Origin of the sequence: Corynebacterium sp. HMSC074E01 (assembly GCF_001808885.1) — a bacterium.
GTDB lineage: Bacteria > Actinomycetota > Actinomycetes > Mycobacteriales > Mycobacteriaceae > Corynebacterium.
Map to the genome: position 1 here is coordinate 416 of NZ_KV794826.1, position 19,878 is coordinate 20,293.

Below are 19,878 nucleotides of genomic sequence, written 5' to 3' on the forward strand. Positions count from 1 at the left end.
GCACACCCCCAACAAACAACAAATCCCCAGGCAGATGCACTTTTTGGCACTCTTCCTGGGGCGGTTTCCTGGCTGTCGGGCAGTCCACCTGAATGTTAATAGCTAGTGGTAACAGGCCAACAGCCCATCCGGGCTATCGATAACAGTGATGGGTGTTTCGAAGATGGGCGTAAGGATCTCATCGCGCATGATCTCCTCCGGACTGCCGAAAGAAACGATGCGTCCATCCTTGGCCGCACAAATATAGTCGGCATAACGAGCAGCAAAGTTGATGTCATGGAGAACGATGATGATCGTCCGGCCAAATTCCTTGGCGGCCTTCCGCAAATGCTTCATCATCTCCACGGAGTGTGAGATGTCGAGGTTGTTGAGGGGTTCGTCGAGAAGCACGTAATCCGTCTCTTGGCAGAGCACCATCGCCACATATGCGCGCTGGCGCTGCCCACCGGATAGCTCGTCGAGGTAACGGCTCTCCAATTCACGCAAGTGGAAGAAGTCGATGTAGCGCGAGACTATCTCTTCATCTTCCGCAGTCAGACGCCCCTTCGAGTAAGGGAAACGGCCGAAGCTCACCAGCTGGCGTACGGTCAGCTTGGTAATGAAGTGATTCTCCTGGCGCAGGATGGAGAGAATCTTCGCCAAGTCCTGCGAATTCGTGGAGGACACGTCGTAACCGGCGACCTCGATGGTGCCCTCGTCGACGTCGAGAAGCCGGCCAATCATCGTCAGCATCGTGGACTTGCCCGCGCCATTCGGCCCAATCAGTGCAGTGATACCACCGGAGGGGATCTCCAGATCGATGGGGCCAATGTTGGTCTCACCGGAGTAGGACTTGGAAACTTTGGAAAGTTTGATCACAGCTTGCCCTTTCGCAGAATGACCAGAAGGAAGACGCTGCCGCCCACTAGCTCAATAATGATGGAGACCACGCCCTGCGCGTAGAAGACGTGCTGCATGAGGAAGTAGGCGCCGGTGAGAACGGCAAAGGCCGTGGCAATTGCCATTGGGAACAAAAAACGGTGGTCATACGTCTCCGCTGCCTGGTAGGCCAAGGTTGCCACGAGGAAGCCAAGGAAGGTCATGGGCCCTACAAGCGCGGTACTTGTTGCCATAAGAATGGAGACCAAAATCAGCGTGTAGATTGCATTGACCTTGTGGTTAACACCAAGGTTCGTCGCGGCATCGCGTCCCAGCGCTAGCACGTTAAGCTGCCGGGAGTTCAGGAACACCAGCATCGTCACCGCGAGAACCAACGGTATGGCGATGGGATAGTACTCGCTCTCCGCGTTATTCACGGAACCGAAAAGGCGTGCAGTCAGCACATCGAATTCACTGGGCGTGAGCATGCGCTGCATAAACGTCGACAACGAACCAAGACCACCACCGATAATGATGCCCACGAGCAGCATCGCATGCATATTGTTGCGGCGGCTGGTCAGCAGCCAGGAGTACAGCACGAGGGATAGGCCCACCATGAGCACAAGCTGCACAAGGAAGGTTCCCATGTTGCGGGCCTGAGTTAGGCCGGAGGCGCCAAGGAAAAAGATCGTGGCTGTATTAATCGCGACGTACAGGGATTCAAACCCCATGATGGAGGGAGTAAGGATCCGGTTGTTCGTCACCGTATGGAAAGCCACCGTAGCCACGGCCTGGCATACGGCGACGATCGCCATAGCGGTCACCGCATCAGCGCGGCGACGTGCAATCAGCCACCACTTGCGGGTACCAAAATCCATGGGGTTGTCATAGGCCAAGAGCCCGAAGGCGAAAACCAGCCCGGCAACGATCAAGGCTGCAAGGATGATCCAGTACTTTCGCGCCGCAGCAGCAGACTGGAAGCTACCCACGTTTCGCTGGGCACGTGACGTTTGCACAGGTTCCTTCGTCGCTGGGATAGAGATACGTACGCTCACTTGGTCGACCTCACGATCAAGACGACGAACACGATAGCACCCACAATGCCCAGGATGACTGATACGGGCATTTCAAACGGGGAAATAATGGTGCGGCCGATGAGGTCGCATAAGGTCACCGTGGCGATACCGAGCAGGCAGACCCACGGGAGGTTAGAGCGCAGGTCATCGCCGCGAATCATGCTCACTACGTTAGGCACGATAAGGCCAAGAAACGGCAATGCGCCGACAACGACGGTGACAACGCCCGTCGCCACCGCGATGAGCCCAGTGCCCAGCAGAATCATCCGCTGGTAGTTCAACCCAATATTGGTGGCGATATCCTCACCCAGCCCAGCGACGGTGAGCTTGTCAGCGTAGAAATACACCGCCATCAGAACCAGCAGGACGATCCACAGGACCTCGTATTGCCCCTCATAGACAGAGGTAAAGGATCCCATGAACCAGATTCCGAGCTGCTGCAAGGTATCCGTGGCGAGCGCCACATAGGAGGATACGGCACTAACGACAGCGCCCAGCATGATGCCGATGATCGGCACGATGAGTGAGGAGCGCAGCGCCACGCGGCGAAGGAAAGCGAAGAAGACCATGGTTCCCACAAACGCGAAGGAAACCGAAATGACCATTTTCACCAGCACGGATGAGTGCGGGAAAAGGATAAGCGAAAAGAGCAGGCCCAATCCGGCCCACTCGGTGGTTCCCGTCGTCGTGGGTTCCACGAAACGGTTTTGGGTCAGCAGCTGCATGACCAAACCGCTCATCGCCATCGCAGCGCCCGCCAAGACGAGCGCCACGGTTCGCGGTATGCGGGTGGTGAAGAACATGGACCAGCCGTCCTCATTATCGAGGATGCTGTACTCCCCCACCATGAGGGAAAGGAGGAGCAGCGCGATGACGCCGAGCACGCCGAGGCCTAGCTTCCAGGTCAGCACAGGTCCGCGGGAGTTACGCGGGCTGACAGCTGAGTGCTCTGCCGCAGCGCTGCTCTTCACCGTCACGGTTTAGTCTCCTCCTTGGCTGCCGAGAGAGTTGTTTAGGCGTTGGCCTTCTCGAAGGCGTCGGCAAGCGCGTTCAAGATCTCGGTGTAGGTAATGATGGACTCATCAATGTAGGTGTCATTCGGCGCCACGTAAACGTTGCCTTCCTTCACAGCGGTAACGTTCTTGAGCGCCGCGTTGTCCTTGACCAGCTTCTCGCCCGGCGTGACATCCTGGCCTTCCTTGGAGATAGCGGAATCACGGTCCATGACGAGGATCCAATCCGGGTTGGATTCGGCAATGGCCTCAACGGAGATATCGTCACCCTCGTGGTCATCGGAGGCGTTGGAGACCTCCAGGGCCGGGGTCAGGCCAAGCAGCTCAAAGACCGGGCCATACACGCGCCCGATACCGGGAGCGATGTAGCCGATTTCACCGCCGGAGGTGTTCACAGCCATGACCTTCTGCTCTGGGTTGTAGGCCTTCTTAGCGCGCTCAGCAGCGGCGTCGAAATCCTCGATGAGCTTCGCAGCATCCTCTTCGTGGCCGAAAACCTGGCCCAGGGCCTCAGTGTGGCGCTTGAGTTCGTCGAAAAAGTCTTCGTCATCGCGCGGCTCGAAGTCAAGCACCGGGACATCCTCGAGCAGCTTCTCAATGTCCTCTTGGTGCTGTTCGAAGCGCTGGCCGTTCCACACGACGTCCGGCTCTGCAGCTACCAGACCTTCAAGGTCCGGCTCCTTGTGGGAGCCCAGATCAACCTCGACCGTGTCCTTGTTGTAGGTGTCTCGCAGCGACTTCGGTACCAGCCTCAGCGGTGCAGCAGCAAGGTCAATATCCCACTGCGCCAGGATAGAGAAGGCGCGGTTATCCGTCACCGCGGGGTTCTCCACCGGGAGGGTGACTTCCTTCGAGCCGAAGTTATCCTCCAGGGTGATGGTGGAGGCGCCTGCCGCCGCGGATTCGGTCGGCTCAGCGGTCTCCTCAGACTGGCTGGAAGAGCAGCCGGTGAGAGCAAGCGCTGCGACCGAGAGAGTTGCGGCAACTTTGGCGGCGGTCGTGCGCGAGGCACGGCGAGAAAGGTTAAACATAGCTTCCTTGCATATTAGGTGTGGCTAACCACAGTTGGCAAATAAGGACAGCGCCTAACCTAACTCAAGTAAGGCTTACCCTTCAAGAACACTCATGTTTCCTAATTCATGACGGGGGTAGCAGACCTCCGCACGATAGCCCGTGACATGCCTTTTAGAAAAAAATGTTTACGCTTAGCCTTCCCCCTTCTTCGCGATGAGATCACTCACCGACACTGGCCCTTCCCTATCAAAATCCTCCCGCGCCGCGTGGCGGAAATTCGGATCCGCCAAGAAATCGAGGGCAACCTGTGCCAAACCCGCCGCCGAATCAACGGCCGCATCTACCGCCTGCGGCGTGGCAGCCCAGCGCGCAAAGTCCTCCGTGTGCAGGGCCACGTCAGTTGGCGATACCTTCACCATTGGATGCAGGCCGGGCACGAGATGAGAGACATTGCCAAAGTCAGTCGAGGCGGCCACTGTATCCGGCACCGTCCCAGCGGGCAGCGCGGTGCGCCCGCGGCGCGCCTGCGTGGCCGACCACCGATCCACCAGCGCCGCATTATTGCGCACGGGCAGGGTCATCGGGTGCTCATCCCAGTCGACTTCCACCTCGATACCTGCCATGAGTGCCGCGCCCCGGACGATGTCTTCCACCCTGGCGGACAGATCCATGAGTGTGCGCGTTCCTAACGAGCGCACGTAAATGGTCATTTCCGCCTCGCTCGGAATGATCGAAGGGCGATCGCCACCACTCATGATGGCGTGCACGCGATCCGATGGCGGCATTTGCTGGCGCATAAGCCCAATCCCCTGGTAGGCCAGGCTCGCAGCGTCAAGGGCGTTGCGCCCCATGAAAGGCTGGGAGCTGGCATGAGCGGCTACGCCGCGAAAACGAACGCGCAGAATGCGGCGGCCCACCCAGGCATGCGCACCGATGTCATAGCCAAAGCCATGGATCATCACCGCGGCATCGACCCCTTCGAGGCTGCCGCCGCGGATCATGTATTCCTTGCCGGAATGCCCCTCCTCCGCTGGGGTCCCCTGGAGGAGGATGCGACCGGACATAGGAGGGGCGGCGTCCAGCACGGCAGTAGCCGCCAAGAATCCAGTAACGCCCGCTGCGGCGATGACGTTATGCCCGCACGCGTGCCCAATCTGAGGCAGGGCATCGTATTCCGCCAGGATGGCCACAGTGGGATGCCGTTCAGGGTCGAAATCTGCACTCTGCCAGGAAGCTTCGAACGTGGTCTCCACGCCGTAGACCCCGCGGCACGTGGAGAAGCCATGCTCTTCAACGATGTCCGCGAGCACCGCCATGGAACGATGTTCTTCGAAGGCCGTTTCAGGGTGAGCGTGCAGGTCCGCGACGATGTGCGCGGCCTTCTCCCGCAAGGCCTCAGCCCGCGCGGCCGCCGCTTCCCAGAGCTTCGCCTGGCCCGGGTAGTCCTCACCCTGTTTTTCCGGTGGTGCTGCAGACGCCACGCGCTTGGCGACCCCCTCCTCCATCGCTTCCAAATACGCTGTCGATGGATTGTTGCGTTGATTCATGCGCTTAACCAATCATGACGTTGTTGCCCGGTCCCAACGGAAGATCTACGTAGAACCAGATGGCCAGCAGGATTGCCCAGGCGGTGAAGAACGGAATAACGAAGGGAACGAGGCGCGACATCAGCGTTCCTAGGCCTGCCTCGCGTTCATAGCGCTGGAGGAAACCCAGCATGACAATCATGTACGGGTTCAGCGGGGTGATGATCTGGGTTGCGGAATCACCAACGCGGAATGCGCCCTGAATAAACGCCGGCTCATAGCCCAGCAGGGCAAACATGGGCACGAAGACCGCGGCCATGAGCGTCCACATCGAGGATCCGGAAATAATCAGCAGGTTCAGGCAGGACGCCAGCGCGATGAAGGCGAAAATAGCTGGGAAGCCGGTAAGCCCGATGGATTCAAGGAAGGCCGCGCCCTTCACCGCGGTGAAGGTGCCGATACCGGTCCAGGCGAAGAGCGCCACGAACTGGCCCAGGATGAAGGCCAAGATGAGGAAACTCATCATGTCCTTGAGCGCGCCGATCATCATGTTCACAACATCGGTGATTCCCTTGACCGTGCCGACAACCTTGCCGTAGACCACGCCGAGGACCAAGAAGTAGGCGAAGACGATGAAGACGATGGAATTCAGCAGCGGGGACTTGGGCAAGAAGCCGCCCTCTTCATTGCGCCACGGCGATTCCGGCAGAAGAACTGCGAAGAGAATGATGGCGGTGAGGATGACCGTGGCCACACCGGACCAGATGAGGCCCTTGGATTCGGCCGGGCGCAGCTCAGCGGTGAGCTCTTCGCCATTCTCGTCGCGGTCACCGCGCTCGGCGGCATCCTCAGGATCGATATCTTCCTCGGTGGGAACTTCCTGCTGCCACATGCGCGGCTCGATCACCTTGTCGATGATGAAGCCGGCCAGCACACCGAGCACGATGGAAGAAGCCACGTTAAAGTAGTAATTCGACATGGCGTTAACCGGAGCGAACTCAGTATTCGGCAGGGTCTCCATGACCGCGGTCGTAATACCGGCAAAGAGCGCGTCCAGGGAAGTTGGCACCAAGGCGGTGGAATAGCCCGCACCCACGGCGGCGAAGCCGCCGATCAGACCCGCCACCGGATGACGGCCCGCAGCCTTGAAGACCATGGCGGCCAGCGGCGGGACGATGACGAAGGCGGCATCCGCCATGACGGAGGCGGTCACGCCGATAACGCCGACGGCGTACGGAAGCAGCCACGGTTTCGCGGAACCGAAGAGCTTGCGAATCAACGCCGAGAGCATTCCGGAGCGCTCCGCCACGCCAACTGCCAGCATGATGGGCAGCACTGTCACCAGCGGCGGGAAGTTGATGTAGTTCTCACCCATTGTGGTGGTGAACCACGTGAGCCCCTCACCGGTGAACAGGCCTTTGACCGGCTGGATCTCATCCGATCCGGGAATCTTAATCTCGACGCCCATTTTCGCCATGATGGTGGAGAGAACGCCTGTAATGAGGAAAAGAATCAGGAAGATAGTGAAGGGCTCCGGCAGCTTGTTGCCGATGTATTCGACACCATTGAGGAACTTATCCAGCATTCCCCCACTGGACTGTTGACTCGATTTTTGCTCAGCCTTGGCGGGATTTGCTTTCGACTTCTCCGTGGTACCAGCGCCGCCTTGTGGCGCTGCATTGGATGGGCTGTTCATGGGTACTCCTGTCGTAGGGGTCAGTCCCAGTGTTCCACGTCACACTGTTGGGGAAAGGCTACCACGGGAATGTAACCTGGGTAACAAATATTTTTGCCCTGTATCACATTTTGTTCGGCCAGACCTACTCCGACTCCGCTTTCTCGCCGCCCGCTCACCTCCGCATACCTACAGGCTCTCCCCAACTACGCCCACGGTAAATAGTGGCCAAAAATCGCCAGTTTTTAGCCTCTTATCTACCGTGAGCGTCACCAGATTGCCCGAACGTTACGTCCCCACGCTCAGCTTCGTCACCGCTCGCCGGCGCCAGCCCATAAAGCCGCGCGAAAGGATCCCACTCACTGTCGCGGTGCGCATCATATTCCGCAAAGTTGGCAGCATTGATGGCAGCACTGTCTGATACGAGGTGCGCAATGAGCGCGACCGTCATATCCATGCCCGCCGCAACACCTGAGGAGGTCCATCGATTGCGGTCGTGCACCCACCGCGCCTCCGGCTGCCAGGACACATCGCCCCCGAAGGACGTGGCCCAGCTATAGGCACGCTTATTGCTCGTCGCGGTGTAGCCCTCCAAGAGCCCAGCCGCCGCCAGGGCCGCAGAACCCGTGCACACGGAGGCGACCCAAGGCGCTTGTGCACCCACCTCACGAAGCCACGACAGAAAAGATTCGTCCCCCACGAGCTGCCGGGTTCCTTTGCCGCCGGGAATGAGAAGGGCGTCGGCCGGCTCAATCTGCCCATAAGACATTGTCGGCACCACTTCCACGCCCTGCGAGCTAGCAACTGGCCCACCATCCGGTCCTGCGAAAACAACGGAGACATCAGGCACCGCTTGAAGCAGCTGGACGGGCCCGAAGACGTCGAGAAGCTCAAAGCCCTCAAACAAGACGACCGTAATGCGGAGAGGCTCGGAATACATGCGACCATCCTAAAGCAGGCCGTAGTGCCGCTGACGAACATCCGGGACCCGGGTTCAATTCCCGGCGGCTTCACGGCCGTTTAGGGACTTAAGCCGGGGACTTCACACGCGAAGAAACCCCAGCTAGAACGCTTTCTAACTGGGGTTTTGGTGGAGCCGCCGGGAATTGAACCCGGGTCCTTCGTCACCTCGCCAGGGCTTCTCCGTGCGCAGTCTGCACAGGATCTCTACTCGGCCCTCCGGCTCGGGCAAACTCGCTCCGGATGATGGGCCCAGTTGCTCTAGAAGTCCCCAACCGGCCGAACAACAAACCGGTCAGGCAAGTTCCTTAGTCGATGCCAGGATCTAGGTCAGGAACCAAACCTAGGCTGACAGACACGCGTCGCTGTAATTAGGCAGCGAGGGCGTAGTCACGCTGAGAGTTCTTCTCTGCGTTTATTGGTTGCTACGACGCTTAACGGTGGTCTCTAGCCTGCACCGGCACGCTTCCCCTGGCTCAATGTACGAAGTCGAAACCAAGTCGACCCCTCATTTACACATTGCTGTGAAAGCTGCGCAGAACGCATCTTTATGCGCCCTACGGTCTGTTCAACGCTACTGCACCTGCCCCTATTCCCGCAAGCTTCACCCCAGGCCACATGAGGCATAGCTTTCATAAGCACCCCCTTGTGATTAGCATCAACTTAAACGCTGTTAAGGTGTGTGAGTCCGATACTCCTACTTTGTTAAAGGCTGCAAAGTGAGCACACATACCGAAACCACCAGTTCCCCGGAAGACGCTAAAAGCCCAGCAAGCAACACCGAGTGGGCCATCTCGCTCTTCGGCACCGCCGTAGGCGCCGGCATTCTTTTCCTCCCCATCAACGCGGGCAGTTTCGGCTTCTGGCCCCTCCTCGCGGCCACGATTCTGATTGGGCCGATGACATACTTCTCCCACCGCGGTCTGGCCCGCATGATTTGTGCGTCACCACGCCAGGGCGAGGACATCACCGCAGTGGTCACGGACTATTTCGGCAAGAGCGCAGGTTTTATCATTTCGGTGATTTATTTCTGCGCCATCTTCCCCATCGTCCTCATTTATGGCGTTTCGATCACCAATACGGTCAACAGCTTCATCGTCAACCAATTAAATGGACCCACGATTTCACGCCCGCTGTTGGCTTTCCTCCTCGTGGGCATCATGACCATCGTCTTCGCCTTCGGTCAACGCATGGTGCTGGCCGTAACGCAGTTCTTGGTCTACCCGCTGATCTTCTGCCTTGGCGCACTGTCCATCTACCTTATCCCGCGCTGGGATATCGCCTCCTTCATGGAGGTGGGCAACAATGATTGGCGCGTCGTCGGTGCTGTCGCCCTCATCATCCCCGTGCTGGTCTTCTCCTTTAACCACTCCCCCGCGATTTCCCAGTTCTCCTTGGCCATGGTCGCCGCACACGGCCGCGAGAAGAGCTCGGAGAACGCCTCGCGAGCACTGGCCCTGACCGCAATTCTGCTCACCGTATTCACCATGTTCTTCGTGTGGTCCTGTACCCTCACGCTTGGTGCGGACGGTCTCGCCGAGGCCCGCGAGCAAAACCTGCCGGTCCTGTCTTACCTGGCCAACGTCACCGGTGTCCCGGTCTTGGCTTTCCTCTCCCCGATCATCGCGATGATTGCGATTATCTCCTCCTACTTCGGCCACGTGCTGGGAGCTACCGAGGGCGGCAATTTCCTGCTGCGCAGCGCCGCGCCGCGCGCCACCGAGAAGCTCTCGGAAAAGCAGCTCAACTCCATCATGCACGGCATCATCTTTGTCTGTGCGTGGATCGTGGCCATTATCGATCCGTCGATCCTGGGCCTCATTGAGGCCATCGGCGGCCCCTTCATCGCTTCGATTCTCTACCTGCTGCCGATGTATGCCATCCACCGCATCGACGCTCTGAAGCAATTCCGTGGCCGCCCCAGCAACGTCTTCGTCGTCATCACGGGTCTCATCGCCGTGGGCGCCACCATCTGGAGCCTTTTCTCCTAGCGTTCCTCTAACCACGCCTTCAAAACAGTGGCGTGGTTGACCTCGCGGTCCTTGGCGGCGAAAAGTAGGGTGACGTCACCATCCTCCGCTAGTTGGCGCAAGCGCGCCAACTCCTCGCCGTCGTTCTCGTCGAGCTCCGCACGGTAGCGCCGGGCAAATTCCTCGAAGGTGTCAGCATCGTGCCCCCACCACTTACGCAACCCCGGGCTAGGCGCCACATCCTTGAACCAGTGGTCATAGGACAGACGCTCCTTGGCCACGCCACGGGGCCAGAGCTTATCGACGAGCACCGCTACCCCACGCGACTGCTCACCTTCCCGAATAACATCATGAACCTTAGCCGTATAAATCATGGCTTCCAGGTTAGGCGTTAATCCCCTTTACGCGGCGGCCCAGCTCGCGGGTGATGTCGCGGTCCTGGTCGCGGCGCTTGATTGCTTCGCGCTTGTCGTAGTCCTGCTTACCCTTGGCCAAACCGAGCTCGCACTTGGCGCGGCCGTCCTTCAGATACACCTTGAGCGGGATCAGCGTCTTATTGCCGTCGCGCACCTGGCCCATGAGCTTGTCAATCTCCCTGCGGTGCAACAGCAGCTTGCGTGTGCGCTTGGGCGAGTGATTCGTCCACGAGCCTTGGGAATACTCCGGGATGTGGAGGTTGCGGATATAGACCTCGCCGTCGTCAATGGTGGCGAAGGCATCTGCCAAGGAGATTTTACCTTCGCGCATCGACTTAATTTCGGTGCCCACGAGCACCATGCCGCATTCCAGGGTGTCGAGGATGGTGTAGTCGTGGCGGGCACGTCGGTTGGTGGCCAAGGTCGAGTTATTGTCGACGGCCGCCTTTTTCTTCTTTGCCTTCTTCGCCATAGTTCGAACTATATTACGCTACTGCCAGGCACAACCCACAACAGGCCTGTTGGCCTATGTCCGCACGTAGGCGCGCATGGTCACCTGCGCGGTCAGTGCAGCGCACAGGATTGCCACAAGCCCCACGATAGGCAGAGCCGTCCACACGTCGCCTGCGGTCACCGGGGCCAGAAGCTGGTTGTGGTACAGGTCCTTCAGCGCGGGATCGATCACCGTGTTCTTTCCTACGATGACGCCTATCCCGGCGAGAACGACACCACCGACGGCGCCGAGGACCGCCTCCATGATGAAGGGGGCGTGGGTTACCCACCGCGAAGCACCGACGATGCGCATAATCGCGGTCTCTCGCTGGCGCTGATAGGCGGCGATCTGCACCATGTTCGCGATCAGCATGATGGCGGCCAGCGCCATGACAGCAGCTAAGACGAAGGTGGCATTCCGGATGGCGTCGAGGTTGCCTGCGGCGCTGCGGACCTCCTCTTGTTGGTCGATGATGTCGCTAACGGCAGGGTCGGACGCGATGGCGTCGATTGGCGCGGTATCCGTCGGATCCTTCAGCCGCACATGGAAGGCCGCCGGCAGCGCATCCGGGGAGGTTTCCTCAACCATGACTGGATCAGTTTCCTTGAACAGTTCCACAAAGCGCTCGTAGGAATCCTCACGGTTGCGGTAGCTGACGGACTCGATATCTTCATCCGCCTCTAGCTTCTTCTTCAGCCCGGCGCAGGCGGAGTCCTTGCACTGCGGATCGTTGGCAGAAATATCCTCGTTGAGCTGGACCATGACCTCGACGCGTTCGAGGTAGATGTTTTTGGTTTCGTTGGTCATCTGGGTAACCAGCACACCAGCCACCACAAGCGCCACCGAAATGGCCGTGGTGATCACCATGGCGATAGTCATGGTGATGTTACGCCCTAGCCCTTTAAAAGCTTCCCTGAATACAAAGCCCAGATTCACCTAGACCGCCTCCCCGTACATCGCGTTCTTCTCATCGCGCACCAGCGTGCCGTTGTGCAGCTCAATGACGCGCTGGCGGGCCTCGTTAACTGCGCGCGCATTGTGCGTCGACATCACCACGGTGGTTCCGCGGCGGTTGATCTTGGTGAGCAAGGCCATGATCTCCGCAGCCGTGGAGGGATCAAGGTTGCCCGTGGGCTCGTCGGCAAGCAGCAACTTGGGACGGTTAACAAAGGCCCGCGCAATCGCCACGCGCTGCTGCTCACCGCCGGAGAGTTCATGCGGCATGCGGTGCTGCTTGGCACCCAGGCCGACCATGTCGAGGACCTCGGGGACTTGCTTGGCAATCCGCGCCTTGCGTTTGCCGATGACCTCGAGGGCAAAGGCGACATTGTCGTAGACATTGAGCTTGGGCAGAAGCCGGAAGTCTTGAAAGACATAGCCGATGGATTGGCGCAGGCGGTTGACCTCGCGCCCCTTCAACGCGTTGACGTGGAAGTCCCCGAAGTAGATATCGCCCGAGCTCACATTGGTCTCTCGGACCATGAGCTGGAGGAAGGTCGACTTGCCGGAGCCGGACGGGCCGATGAGAAAGACGAATTCTCCGTCTTCAATCTCAAAGGACACGTTGTCCAGCGCGGGCCTTGTGGAGGTCGGATAGACCTTGGACACATTCTCAAAAGTGATCACTTAAGCCACATTAGCAACATTTGTTACTCGGGCCTAGGCCTCCTGCTGCGCCATACGCCACCGGATCCCGGATTCCAGGAAACCATCGATATCACCATCCAAGACCTTGGAGGGATCCCCCACCTCATAGTTCGTGCGCAGATCCTTGACCATCTGGTACGGATGCAGCACATAGGAACGCATCTGGTTGCCCCAGGAGGCATTGCCACCCGCGCCCAGCGCATCGAGCTCCGCGCGCTCCTCTTGGCGCTTGCGCTCCAGCAGCTTCGCCTGCAGCACGCGCATAGCAGAGGCCTTGTTCTGGATCTGGGACTTTTCGTTCTGACAGGTCACCACGATGCCGGTCGGGATGTGCGTCAAGCGCACCGCCGAATCCGTTGTGTTGACCGACTGTCCGCCCGGGCCCGAGGAACGGTAGACGTCCACGCGCACCTCCGAATCCGGCACTTCGATGGAGTCGGTTTGCTCCACCACCGGCAACACCTCTACCTCCGCGAACGAGGTTTGGCGGCGGGCTTGGTTATCAAAAGGAGAAATACGCACCAAGCGGTGCGCGCCCTGCTCTACGGAAAGCTGGCCATACATGTATTCGCCATGCACCACGAAGGTAGCGGACTTAATACCGGCTTCTTCGGCATAGGAAATGTCATAAACATCCACCTTGTGGCCGTTTTTCTCCGCCCAGCGCGTATACATGCGCATGAGCATCTCCGCCCAGTCCGCAGCATCCACGCCACCGGCTCCGGAGCGTATGTGGATCACCGCCTCACGCTCGTCGTACTCACCGGACAACATGGTGGTCACCTCGAGTGCCTCGATGGCCGCGCCGAGCTCTTCCAGCTCCGTATCCACGAGCTCCTGGGAGGCCTCGTCGCCTTCCTCCTCCGCCAGCTCAGACATCACGGGTAGATCCTCAATGCGCCCGCGCAGGGAATTCAGTTTGCGTAGCTTTGCCTGCTGCGCCGACAGCTCCGAGGTCACCTTCTGCGCATGATCAGGGTCATCCCACAGCGACGGGTCCCCCGCCTGGGCCTCGAGTTCGCGCACGCGCTCGGACACCGCCTCCGGGTCCATCACCTTTTCAATGGAGGTCAAGGTGGCGCTGAGTTCCTCAAGTCGTGCTGTTTGTTCCGGACGCATAGCCCCCTACTCTACTTATTCTTTCTCCCTGATTAGCCATCGGCCGCGTTTAGCGCGACAATAGGCGGCATGAGTGACCAGCCAAGCCTCACCGAGATGATCGATGCCATCATCAAGACCTTCATCGTCGCGCACGCGGACGATACTGACGCCCACCTTGCCCAAGCGCTTGTTTATAACGCAGGCCGCCTGGCCTGGCGCCTGCGCGAGCAGGGAGTAGACATAGAACAAAAGACCTCCGTCTCCGATGTCGTCACCGACGCCGACTTCGCCGCCGAGCGTTTCGTCGCCGGTGTACTCGAAGCCCTGCGCGGCGAGGACGGCATCGTGGGCGAAGAGGGTGCGAACCGCGAGTCGAAGTCCGGCCGGACCTGGGTCATCGACCCTGTCGACGGCACCTACAACTTCGCCTCAGGCTCCGACTATTGGTGCTCTGCACTCGCGCTCATCGACGCTGAAGGGGTCATCCTCGGCGCCGTCCACCGCCCCGCTATGGGTTATACCTGGTTCGGCGGCCGTGACTTCCCCACCAGCTTGGACGGCAAGGACGTCACCAAGCTCACCGACAGCCCCGCCGACAAGCTGTGCTTGTCGACGTACCTGCACCCTACGTCCATGACGGATCCCGCAATCGCGTCCGCCTGGGAAAAAGTAGCCCCGCACTTCGCCACCGTGCGCATGTTGGGTGCGGGCTCCGTGGATCTCTCCTGCGTGGCGGATGGCACGTGGGGAGCGTGGATGCAGCACTCCGTCAAGGACTGGGATTGGTTCCCCGGCCAGGCGCTGGTGCTGGCCGCGGGCGGCGCGGCGCGCAAGGTTAAAGCCGGCGGTGTGGAATGGTGTATCGCGGGTAATAATCAGGTAGTTGATCAGATGGAGGAATGGCTCCGTGGGTAAATTCAAAGAAGACCTCGGCTTGGCCTTGGAGATGGCAGGCCATGCGGACGCCATTACGATGCACCGTTTTGAGGCTGCAGACCTGTCCGTCAAGGAAAAGCCGGACATGACGCCGGTCTCCGATGCGGATCTGGCCTGCGAAAAGGCAATCCGCGAGGCTCTGAAGCGCTCGCGCCCACGCGATGAAGTGCTGGGGGAGGAATTCGGCGGCGAGGCCTGCTTCGAGGGCCGCCAGTGGGTAATCGATCCTATCGACGGCACGAAGAATTTTGTGCGCGGCGTTCCCGTCTGGGCCACCCTGATCGCGCTATTGGAAGACGGAGAGCCGGTCGTCTCCGTCGTCTCCGCCCCTGCCCTGCGCCGCCGCTGGTACGCGGCCAAAGGTGGCGGCGCCTACCGAGTCTTCGGCGGGGAGCCGAAACGCCTGCGTGTTTCCGAGGTCTCCAAACTGGAAGATGCTTCTCTGGCCATGAGCTCCTTGTCTGGGTGGCGGCCGAACCGCGACGCTTTCATCTCATTCACGGACAAGGTCTGGCGCCTGCGCGGCTACGGCGACTTCTGGAATTACTGTCTGGTGGCCGAAGGTGCCGTCGACATCGCTGCCGAGCCCGAGGTCTCCCTCTGGGACCTAGCAGCCCCTGCGCTTCTTGTGACTGAGGCCGGTGGCCGCTTCACCAACGTCCGCGGCGAAGACGGCCCCCACGGCGGCTCAGCGCTGGCCTCCAACGGCAAGCTTCACGACGCCGCCCTCAGCGCCTTGTCCTAGCTTCTGCGCGGCGCCCCAACGTCGCACGCCAGCGAACCGTGCCGCGTACAGGTCACTTCGATCAAATAGGGCCCCAGATCTTTAAAGATCTGGGGCCCTATTTGTTAGAAACGTACTTCTAGTTCTCCGGAAGCACGAATCCAGAACCTGGGCCCTCGCGGCGGTTGAGATCCGCGATGATGGCATCGATATTAGCCACGACCGTCGGGTTGTGCAGCGCACCCTGCCACGGGGTGCGGCAGGACGGCAGACCCGGGACCAGTCCACGGGATACCGAGCCGACGATACGGCCGTCGCGGAAGACCGGAGCGCCGGAGTCCCCGACCATCGCGCACACCTGGTTAATCGTGATGCGCTCAGTGTGCTGGAAAGTCATGCCACAGGTGCGGCCAGTAGCTACACCGCTCTTGCAGGTAATATCGCCCGGCTGCGTGGTACCACCGATCGCCTGCGCGCTCACACCGTTGTAGCTGCGGGTTACCTCGGCCTGGGAGCCGAACTCGATGAGCGAATAGTCCAGGTTAGCGTTCTTCGCCACCACGGTGCCGGTGGGGCCTACCTGCCAGGAGTCCGCCGAGGACACCGGGTCGCCGACATTTCCGCAGTGACCAGCTGTAATACCGACCTTGCGGCCTTCGGCATCAGTGCCGGCTGCCGTCAGCGTGCACATGGTGTCCTCACGGATGTACAGCGGAGTTCCCGGGCCGTACAGAGACTTCCCTTCGGTCATCGCAACGTTGGATTCCTCGGGGATCTGGGGAGCATCGTAGAAAGAACCAGGGACTCGATGCAGAACGTACTCCGCGTGCGGTTTACCAGCAGCAATCTTGGAGAACAGGTCGTTCTTCCACACGTAATTCGGATCCGTGCCCTGGGGTACAAATTCCGGCTGCGTGGCTTCCTCCAGCAGTCCGATAGGCGTCGGGTTCGTCAGCGGTTCACCCGTGATGGCATCAGCGCCGGCATAATCTTGCTGCTCGGACGGGGCCGGCAGTTGCGTTTGCAGGTTCGCTTGCTCCGCGAGGCGCTGCGCCGCAGGCGAGTTCACGGCTCCCTCGACTGCCTGATTCACATCCTTCGATGCCGCTGCGGCAGCACCGTTGACGGCGGTATCGAGGGCGTCGGTCAGCTCTTTGTCCACGGGCTTGGTCTCAATACCTACGGACTGCAGATCCGTGCGTACCTGGTCGACAAAACCTGCTGAATCAATCTCCGGGATGGTGGGGAGCTCCTGAGCACCCGCCATTGGGTTACCCAGGAAGAACGCACCTGCGAAAGCCGAGCCCACAATGACTTTCTTAAGGTGCGGAATTTTTCTCATTGAGCAATTCCTCTTTTCACTTCTTCTCGTATTGGTCTATAAGACTTCCCCCATAATGACACGCGCACTGGGGTAGCCGTTTTCTAACGTGTGGGACTGTGTCCAAGCCGTTACACTACTGACAGTTTTCGGGTGCCCCCTCTTATCTTTCACCGCCTGCCGCGCCTCCGCAGACCTACTATGGAGGCATGTCTGAGACTGCCAATTCTTCGTCATCTCCTGCAGGCATTGCTGAGATAGTCGCTGTAATCCTGCGCGATAACCATGGCCGCGTTCTTGTCATCCGCGCCACCGATACTCCAGAATTCGTCCTGCCATTTGGCTCCATCGATGAGACCATTAATCCAGCTCGCGCCGCCCAGCTCATCGCCCACGAGGCTGTTCGCGCCGCGGTTGATATGTCGAAGTTGCGCCGCCTAGCCACCTATGTCTCGCCTGCGGCCAATGACGCACCTCAGACGATCCACGCTCACGTCTATGTCTGTGAAGAAGAGATTTCCGTCGCCCATCCTGACAAGGAGATTGCAGAGCTAGCCTGGGTCGATCCCGCTGCCCCAGACGTCACCGTCGCCCCATTACTTAGGGAGAGGGTATTCCCCGCTCTGCAGGACCTCTAAGCCCATAGCGTCTAGACTCCCCACCATGATTACGCAGCGACTACTCCCCGTTCTCGCCGCCGGTTCCCTTGCCCTTGCACTGGCCGGCTGCGCCACCGATGACAGCACCGACGCCACGCTTTCCGCTGTCTCCCCCACCACTCAAGCCGCCAGCGCCGAATCTGGGGCTTCAACATCCGCAGACCCGCAGTCACACGACGCAGATTCAGCGGCCGCCGAACAGAAGTCACCCGAGACAAGCGAAGACGCGCACAGCGCCCAAGGCGCAATCCCGACTGCCGCCGACAGCGCCTGCACAACGAAACAGCTAGATATCAGTCTTGCCAACGAGCAGGGGGCCGCCGGCTCACGCTTGGCTGACATTACGTTCACCAACACTTCTCCCGCACCGTGTACGTTGCAAGGCTTTCCTGGCGTCTCCGCCGTCACCAATGACGACGGCACCCAGCTCGGCCCCGCCGCCGAGCGTGAATCGGGCCAAGAAACAGCAACCGTCACGCTCGAGCCCGGGCACTCTGCCCGTGCGGGCCTGAAGATGACCAACATGGGTGTCCTTGACCCAACTTCCTGCCAGCCCCAGGCGGCCGACGGCCTGCGCGTCTACCCGCCCGGCGAAACCGCCAGCGCCTTCATCCGCATTTCCGGCTTCGAAGGGTGCGCTGGCGATGCCAACTACCTCTCTATCCAACCGGTTACCGCAGGTTAAACCCGCTTAAAAGCAGCAGGCGTTCACATCGGTCTACACTCGCGGCCATGGAATCCAAGAAGCTGACGTCGCTGGTGTTTGGGAACGTTGTGCTGGAATCGCACATGACGAAGACAACTATTGCCGTTTATTCGGAGGACATGCGGTCGTGGTACTTCCGCCCGAGTCCCTATACGGAGCTCAAAGTGCCGCTCGATGAGCTACAAGGACAACTGAGTAGAGAGCGCGGAGCTCATCTCAGAGCGCATTTTCGATGACGTCAAACTCGAGCTTGAGGAAGGCTACCCCGGCGGCGTGGACCGCGCACAGAAGGAACTCTGCGCCTGGCTTCGCCGTGCAGACGACAGGGCCTAAGCGATGCCCGAGCCACTCTCCTACTCCTCCGCCGAAGGGTTCCCACAGCTACACATGTCCCGCGTCATCGACGCTGATTATGACACTGCGGCAGACAAACTTTTTCGCTGGGGCCTGCAGCGCAGTGGCCTCTTCCGGGTTACTCCCAGCCACGCCATCGTAGAAGAAGGCGCAGAGGTCTCCCTCGGGTTAGGCCCATGGGAGTTTCGCTGCCGAGTGGTGGATGTATTCCACGAGGAGGGCCGCTGCGGCTTTACCTACGGCACCCTCCCCGGCCACATCGAGCGCGGCGAGGAAACCTTTACCCTGGAGCGCCTGCGGGATGGGCGCACGCTCCTGCTTGTCGACGCCTCCTCCCAACCCGCCCGCCTCGCCTTTCTGCGCCCGCTGCTCGATATTCCCCGGCGCGCGCTGATCCGCTTTTTCTACCTGCACGCTTTGGATGACTAATAGCGGGGTGTCAATGGGGCGCACTCCCCCTCGGTTCCACGCTCGCCTAGCGAGGTAACCACTTGGCATGTAACTTAACTCACATGCACACTTTCCCTCACCATACTTTCCGTTCCTTATCGGTGGCCTTAGCGGCCATTCTCGCGGTGTTAGCCGCGGCAGCTGCAACCGGGCTGTTTCCCTTAGCCGCCGCGGAAGACAAACCTTCCGAATCGGCCAACTCCACTTCCAGCAACATGGCTCCAACCATGGTGGTTTTCGATTCCTCCGGCTCGATGATCACCAACGATGCCGGCGGGCAGACCCGCATTGATGCCGCCAAGGAGGCCGCCCGCACCTTCATCACCGAAGCCGGAGATGACGCCCCTCTGGGGCTTGTCACCTATGGTGGCAACACCGGCGAAGCCCCCGAAGATGAGGCGGCCGGTTGCCAGGACATCACCGTGGTCGCACCACCCGAGGCCGGTAACTCTGAGAAGATGATCGCCCATATGGATGGCTTGCAGCCACGAGGATTCACCCCCATCGGCGAGTCCCTACGCAAGGCCGCCGCTGAGCTACCAGAGGAAGGCCAGCGCAGCATCATCTTGGTCTCCGATGGCGTTGCCACCTGCACCCCGCCACCCGTGTGTGATGTGGCGAAAGAGCTGAAGGAGCAGGGCATCGACCTAGTCATCAATACCGTCGGCTTCAACGTTGAGCCCGAGGCACAGCAGGAACTGCAGTGCATTGCCGACGCCACCGGCGGCACCTACGCCGACGCCTCCGACGCCGATAGCTTGGCCAAGGAACTGAACCGCGCAGCACCCCGCACCTTCAACGCCTACGAGTCAAACTTAGAGGAGATCGAAGGCGGCGAAACCGAAGGTTCCCCGGCCAAGGTAGACCGTGACGTAGAGGCCTTCTCCACCACTCTTCTTCCGACGGAGGGTAAAGGGCACTCGGCTGAATCCACTACCTTCTTCACCACGGACCTGACCCCTGTTAGGTAGACACCTGA

General features: G+C 60.0%; 20 protein-coding genes, 1 other RNA gene and 1 pseudogene. 8 read left to right on the top strand and 14 right to left on the bottom strand.

Going from position 1 to position 19,878, the window contains the following annotated elements; translation table 11 throughout:
* Positions 1-102: 102 nt before the first annotated feature.
* The 8 genes from HMPREF2537_RS03430 to ssrA form a co-directional block, all read right to left on the bottom strand.
* Positions 103-858, bottom strand: a complete 756-nt coding sequence (locus HMPREF2537_RS03430) for an iron ABC transporter ATP-binding protein (protein WP_070525607.1) — start codon at positions 856-858, stop codon at positions 103-105.
* The gene (locus HMPREF2537_RS03435) at positions 855-1,874 is read right to left on the bottom strand and encodes an iron chelate uptake ABC transporter family permease subunit (protein ID WP_070444163.1); all 1,020 of its coding nucleotides are present in this window, start codon (positions 1,872-1,874) and stop codon (positions 855-857) included. Before HMPREF2537_RS03435 ends, HMPREF2537_RS03430 begins: the two co-directional genes overlap by 4 nt.
* Before the next feature lie 35 nt (positions 1,875-1,909).
* Positions 1,910-2,905: an ABC transporter permease gene (locus HMPREF2537_RS03440; RefSeq protein ID WP_371325731.1), complete on the bottom strand. Its 996-nt coding sequence runs from the start codon at positions 2,903-2,905 to the stop codon at positions 1,910-1,912.
* A gap of 41 nt (positions 2,906-2,946) precedes the next feature.
* Positions 2,947-3,978, bottom strand: a complete 1,032-nt coding sequence (locus tag HMPREF2537_RS03445) for a siderophore ABC transporter substrate-binding protein (RefSeq protein ID WP_070444168.1) — start codon at positions 3,976-3,978, stop codon at positions 2,947-2,949.
* Positions 3,979-4,152: 174 nt separating this feature from the next.
* Positions 4,153-5,508, bottom strand: coding sequence for a M20 family metallopeptidase (locus tag HMPREF2537_RS03450; RefSeq protein ID WP_070525608.1), 1,356 nt, complete (start codon positions 5,506-5,508; stop codon positions 4,153-4,155).
* Positions 5,509-5,512: 4 nt separating this feature from the next.
* Positions 5,513-7,183, bottom strand: a complete 1,671-nt coding sequence (locus HMPREF2537_RS03455; protein WP_070525610.1) for an AbgT family transporter — start codon at positions 7,181-7,183, stop codon at positions 5,513-5,515.
* A 232-nt stretch (positions 7,184-7,415) separates the two neighbouring features.
* The gene (locus HMPREF2537_RS03460) at positions 7,416-8,102 is read right to left on the bottom strand and encodes a DJ-1/PfpI family protein (protein WP_070525612.1); all 687 of its coding nucleotides are present in this window, start codon (positions 8,100-8,102) and stop codon (positions 7,416-7,418) included.
* Positions 8,103-8,250: 148 nt separating this feature from the next.
* Positions 8,251-8,630: a transfer-messenger RNA gene (ssrA, locus tag HMPREF2537_RS03465) on the bottom strand.
* Between the two features lie 211 nt (positions 8,631-8,841).
* On the opposite strand from ssrA, the gene HMPREF2537_RS03470 reads away from it, so the two are divergent.
* A complete protein-coding gene (locus HMPREF2537_RS03470; protein WP_070444176.1) occupies positions 8,842-10,113 on the top strand; it encodes an SLC5/6 family protein in 1,272 nt (423 codons plus the stop codon).
* On the opposite strand, the gene HMPREF2537_RS03475 is transcribed toward HMPREF2537_RS03470, so the two are convergent.
* Genes HMPREF2537_RS03475 through prfB form a run of 5 tightly spaced genes read right to left on the bottom strand, consistent with a single transcriptional unit; the run spans position 10,110 to position 13,767 of the window.
* Positions 10,110-10,466 (bottom strand): DUF488 domain-containing protein, encoded by a 357-nt coding sequence (locus tag HMPREF2537_RS03475; RefSeq protein ID WP_070525614.1) that lies wholly within the window; start codon positions 10,464-10,466, stop codon positions 10,110-10,112. The two genes, HMPREF2537_RS03470 and HMPREF2537_RS03475, sit on opposite strands and share 4 nt — an antisense overlap.
* 10 nt (positions 10,467-10,476) lie before the next feature.
* Positions 10,477-10,980 carry an SsrA-binding protein SmpB gene (gene smpB / locus HMPREF2537_RS03480; protein WP_010189093.1) on the bottom strand — a complete coding sequence of 168 codons (504 nt, stop codon included), beginning with the start codon at positions 10,978-10,980 and terminating at the stop codon, positions 10,477-10,479.
* A 54-nt stretch (positions 10,981-11,034) separates the two neighbouring features.
* Positions 11,035-11,937 (bottom strand): permease-like cell division protein FtsX, encoded by a 903-nt coding sequence (ftsX, locus tag HMPREF2537_RS03485; RefSeq protein ID WP_070444180.1) that lies wholly within the window; start codon positions 11,935-11,937, stop codon positions 11,035-11,037.
* Positions 11,938-12,627 carry a cell division ATP-binding protein FtsE gene (gene ftsE, locus HMPREF2537_RS03490; protein ID WP_070444182.1) on the bottom strand — a complete coding sequence of 230 codons (690 nt, stop codon included), beginning with the start codon at positions 12,625-12,627 and terminating at the stop codon, positions 11,938-11,940.
* A gap of 33 nt (positions 12,628-12,660) precedes the next feature.
* Complete coding sequence (gene prfB / locus HMPREF2537_RS03495; protein WP_070525616.1) at positions 12,661-13,767, bottom strand: peptide chain release factor 2; 1,107 nt, start codon at positions 13,765-13,767, stop codon at positions 12,661-12,663.
* 69 nt (positions 13,768-13,836) lie between these two features.
* On the opposite strand from prfB, the gene HMPREF2537_RS03500 reads away from it, so the two are divergent.
* Positions 13,837-14,664, top strand: coding sequence for an inositol monophosphatase family protein (locus tag HMPREF2537_RS03500; protein WP_070525618.1), 828 nt, complete (start codon positions 13,837-13,839; stop codon positions 14,662-14,664).
* Positions 14,657-15,430 (top strand): histidinol-phosphatase, encoded by a 774-nt coding sequence (hisN, locus tag HMPREF2537_RS03505; RefSeq protein WP_070525620.1) that lies wholly within the window; start codon positions 14,657-14,659, stop codon positions 15,428-15,430. Before HMPREF2537_RS03500 ends, hisN begins: the two co-directional genes overlap by 8 nt.
* A gap of 118 nt (positions 15,431-15,548) precedes the next feature.
* Here hisN and HMPREF2537_RS03510 read toward each other — a convergent pair whose 3' ends face one another.
* On the bottom strand, positions 15,549-16,751 hold the full coding sequence (locus HMPREF2537_RS03510) for a S1 family peptidase (RefSeq protein WP_070525622.1): 1,203 nt from the start codon (positions 16,749-16,751) through the stop codon (positions 15,549-15,551).
* A 188-nt stretch (positions 16,752-16,939) separates the two neighbouring features.
* Between HMPREF2537_RS03510 and HMPREF2537_RS03515 the strand changes: the two genes are divergently transcribed.
* From HMPREF2537_RS03515 to HMPREF2537_RS03535, 5 genes and pseudogenes are all read left to right on the top strand, one after another.
* Positions 16,940-17,368 (top strand): NUDIX domain-containing protein, encoded by a 429-nt coding sequence (locus HMPREF2537_RS03515; protein ID WP_049156140.1) that lies wholly within the window; start codon positions 16,940-16,942, stop codon positions 17,366-17,368.
* Between the two features lie 25 nt (positions 17,369-17,393).
* On the top strand, positions 17,394-18,074 hold the full coding sequence (locus HMPREF2537_RS03520; RefSeq protein WP_049156136.1) for a DUF4232 domain-containing protein: 681 nt from the start codon (positions 17,394-17,396) through the stop codon (positions 18,072-18,074).
* 47 nt (positions 18,075-18,121) lie between these two features.
* Positions 18,122-18,428 (top strand): annotated as a pseudogene (locus HMPREF2537_RS03525) (hypothetical protein).
* A gap of 3 nt (positions 18,429-18,431) precedes the next feature.
* Positions 18,432-18,878 carry a DUF1990 family protein gene (locus tag HMPREF2537_RS03530; RefSeq protein ID WP_070516686.1) on the top strand — a complete coding sequence of 149 codons (447 nt, stop codon included), beginning with the start codon at positions 18,432-18,434 and terminating at the stop codon, positions 18,876-18,878.
* Positions 18,879-18,961: 83 nt separating this feature from the next.
* Positions 18,962-19,870 carry a vWA domain-containing protein gene (locus HMPREF2537_RS03535; RefSeq protein ID WP_246818696.1) on the top strand — a complete coding sequence of 303 codons (909 nt, stop codon included), beginning with the start codon at positions 18,962-18,964 and terminating at the stop codon, positions 19,868-19,870.
* Positions 19,871-19,878 lie beyond the last annotated feature (8 nt).

Bases quoted from the DNA above. Each gene is read 5' to 3' on its own strand.
- HMPREF2537_RS03445 (WP_070444168.1), bottom strand. From the start codon at position 3,978: ATGTTTAACCTTTCTCGCCGTGCCTCGCGCACGACCGCCGCCAAAGTT.
- HMPREF2537_RS03450 (WP_070525608.1), bottom strand. From the start codon at position 5,508: ATGAATCAACGCAACAATCCATCGACAGCGTATTTGGAAGCGATGGAG.
- HMPREF2537_RS03455 (WP_070525610.1), bottom strand. From the start codon at position 7,183: ATGAACAGCCCATCCAATGCAGCGCCACAAGGCGGCGCTGGTACCACG.
- HMPREF2537_RS03460 (WP_070525612.1), bottom strand. From the start codon at position 8,102: ATGTATTCCGAGCCTCTCCGCATTACGGTCGTCTTGTTTGAGGGCTTT.
- HMPREF2537_RS03475 (WP_070525614.1), bottom strand. From the start codon at position 10,466: ATGATTTATACGGCTAAGGTTCATGATGTTATTCGGGAAGGTGAGCAG.
- smpB (WP_010189093.1), bottom strand. From the start codon at position 10,980: ATGGCGAAGAAGGCAAAGAAGAAAAAGGCGGCCGTCGACAATAACTCG.
- prfB (WP_070525616.1), bottom strand. From the start codon at position 13,767: ATGCGTCCGGAACAAACAGCACGACTTGAGGAACTCAGCGCCACCTTG.
- HMPREF2537_RS03500 (WP_070525618.1), top strand. From the start codon at position 13,837: ATGAGTGACCAGCCAAGCCTCACCGAGATGATCGATGCCATCATCAAG.
- HMPREF2537_RS03510 (WP_070525622.1), bottom strand. From the start codon at position 16,751: ATGAGAAAAATTCCGCACCTTAAGAAAGTCATTGTGGGCTCGGCTTTC.
- HMPREF2537_RS03515 (WP_049156140.1), top strand. From the start codon at position 16,940: ATGTCTGAGACTGCCAATTCTTCGTCATCTCCTGCAGGCATTGCTGAG.
- HMPREF2537_RS03520 (WP_049156136.1), top strand. From the start codon at position 17,394: ATGATTACGCAGCGACTACTCCCCGTTCTCGCCGCCGGTTCCCTTGCC.
- HMPREF2537_RS03530 (WP_070516686.1), top strand. From the start codon at position 18,432: ATGCCCGAGCCACTCTCCTACTCCTCCGCCGAAGGGTTCCCACAGCTA.
- HMPREF2537_RS03535 (WP_246818696.1), top strand. From the start codon at position 18,962: ATGCACACTTTCCCTCACCATACTTTCCGTTCCTTATCGGTGGCCTTA.